The following is a 2186-nucleotide window of genomic DNA, read 5'->3' on the forward strand; positions in this document are numbered from 1 at the left end:
CAGCCGCCGGGCACATGATTAAAAAATACAATGGCCCCGTAATTGCCGAAAAGATCCATCATGGTAAAAAGATTGCTTTGCGCCATGGCGGAGGTCTGAGGATTGTTCACATCGGTAATCATGAAGCGTTCGTTGCCTTCTTTCAAGCGATAGATTACATCGCCGCCGCCATTGCCCTGACCGCTGTTAGTGGGCAATTTCCAGTCTTTGTCAGCCGTTTTTAATAAACGGATGCCAAAGGGTCCGCTGCCATGGACAAACTCATCCATCGCTCCCGCTAATAGGGCGTTGACACCGGCGCCAAACTGTTGGGAAACGAGCCCTTGTGTAGGTGCCTGGAAATCAAACATATCGGCGGCAGCGCTCAAACTTGTGAAAGTGCCGATGTCTACAGGAGGCAATTCCGGATGTTTCATCCGATCTAGCATCCACCCAATATAGGCATAACTCCAGCCCACTTTATATTCTTTGCCCGCTTTCCAAAAGTCCCAATCGCCATTGGCATCCTTCAAGTCACTGATAGAATTTTCCGCATCGGAAGGGCAAATTAAAATGGACGGGTCACTGTTGTAATTGGGATACCAACAATGGATCATCGGACCTGCCGCCAAAGCAAGGGCATCGCCAATAGGAAGATCGGGCCAGCCTTGTCGATTACGATTGGTCACTTGTAAAGGAGGGTAATAGTCCTTTTGTTCAGAGGCATAGAGCTTGAAAATCGTGCCCCATTGCTTGAGATTGTTTTGACAGGACTTGCGGCGTGCCGCTTCACGGGCGCGCGCTAAAGCAGGTAAGAGGATAGCCGCTAAAATACCGATGATGGCGATAACCACCAACAATTCAATGAGCGTAAAACCACTTCGTTTCATCTTGAGATCCTTTCTAATCGGTTGCAGGCAATTCTGTATGTGCTGCCCGACGCGAAACAACGACCTTGATGATCCGGTAGTGATGTTAAAGAATACTGCAACAAAGCCCGGATAATCCTAGTGCGGTGATAGAGCCGACGGTGTATACACACCGTGACTTTCACGTATGACCTCTTCGCTATGTCGAGAGCATTACGCGGAACACCTTGGCTTTACAGTTACTTCGACTCCTTTCTGTCGTCTATGTGTAACACTACTGCTACTAAAAATAATCATAACAGAGTGCAGATGAAATTGCAATTGTTTTTTGATCTTGCGCCCCTAATCGGCGAATAAAACCCTATCCATTCAACTTATGGGTTGCGTGCGCTACGCTCGGGCAATAGCCGAACCTTGCGCCCTTCAACCTTGAGCCTGCCTTCCGCAAAAAGCCGGATGGCTTGCGGATACAAGCGACGCTCCGCTTCCTGCACCCGATCTGCCAGCGTGTCAATTGTGTCCTCGGGCAATACGGGCACTGCCTCCTGCAGGATGATGGGGCCATGATCATACTTTTCATCTACAAAATGGACGGTGGCACCGGTCAGTTTAGCGCCATAGGCAAGCACCGCCTCGTGCACATAAGATCCGTACATTTTGTGTCCGCAAAAGGCGGGAATCAAGGCGGGGTGCACATTCATAATCCGATTCTTATAATCTTCGGGCACGTGCAGCAAGAGCATGTATCCCGCCAAAACAACCAGTTCCGCTTTGTAATCCCGTATAGCTTGCCAAACAGCCTCATTAAAGGCGGACTGAGAGGCGTAGTTTTTTTTGCTGATGGCGTGTTCGGGGATGTTGTGGTTGCGCGCCCGTTCCAGACCATAAGCATCTTTTTTGGAGCCGATGACACAAACGATATCAATATCCAGTTCACCCCGTTCTTGGAGGTCAATCAGATTCTGAAGTGTCGTGCCGCTGCCCGACAACAATACGGCTACCTTGGTCGGCATACTGCCTTCCTCCCATGGTTAGGAATTGAAATCTATGAAGGATCAGGGCGCTGTCCCTGACGGGTTGTCATATAGTAAGGATAAGCATTGTTGCAATGCAAAAGCGGGGCTACGCAAGAAGCTTAGCAAGGAACGAGCAACATTATAACGCACTGCCGAAGCAAGGGCAAGCCTTAAAGCTGTGGCGCAAGAGCATAGGAAAGGAGGCGAAGGGTTATGGCGGCGCCACAGCGAAGTAAGCGCGGATAAGGAAAGGCTGAGACTTTCATCTCATCAATTTGCTACACTCTAAACGAATAGTACAATAAACCGGAAAGGAATAGTA

At 49.3% G+C, this 2186-nt stretch carries 2 protein-coding genes; both read right to left on the bottom strand.

Annotated features, from left to right (window positions below; translation table 11 throughout):
- Positions 1-869, bottom strand: an 869-nt coding sequence (locus GX117_04460) for a prepilin-type N-terminal cleavage/methylation domain-containing protein (protein NLO32595.1), incomplete at its 3' end; no start/stop codon positions are given.
- 353 nt (positions 870-1222) lie between these two features.
- Positions 1223-1861: a phosphoribosylglycinamide formyltransferase gene (locus GX117_04465; protein NLO32596.1), complete on the bottom strand. Its 639-nt coding sequence runs from the start codon at positions 1859-1861 to the stop codon at positions 1223-1225.
- Between the last annotated feature and the right edge of the window lie 325 nt (positions 1862-2186).

The sequence above is a fragment of the Candidatus Hydrogenedentota bacterium genome, from assembly GCA_012523015.1.
In the GTDB taxonomy this organism is placed as follows: domain Bacteria; phylum Hydrogenedentota; class Hydrogenedentia; order Hydrogenedentales; family CAITNO01; genus JAAYBJ01.

Bases quoted from the DNA above. Each gene is read 5' to 3' on its own strand.
- GX117_04465 (NLO32596.1), bottom strand. From the start codon at position 1,861: ATGCCGACCAAGGTAGCCGTATTGTTGTCGGGCAGCGGCACGACACTT.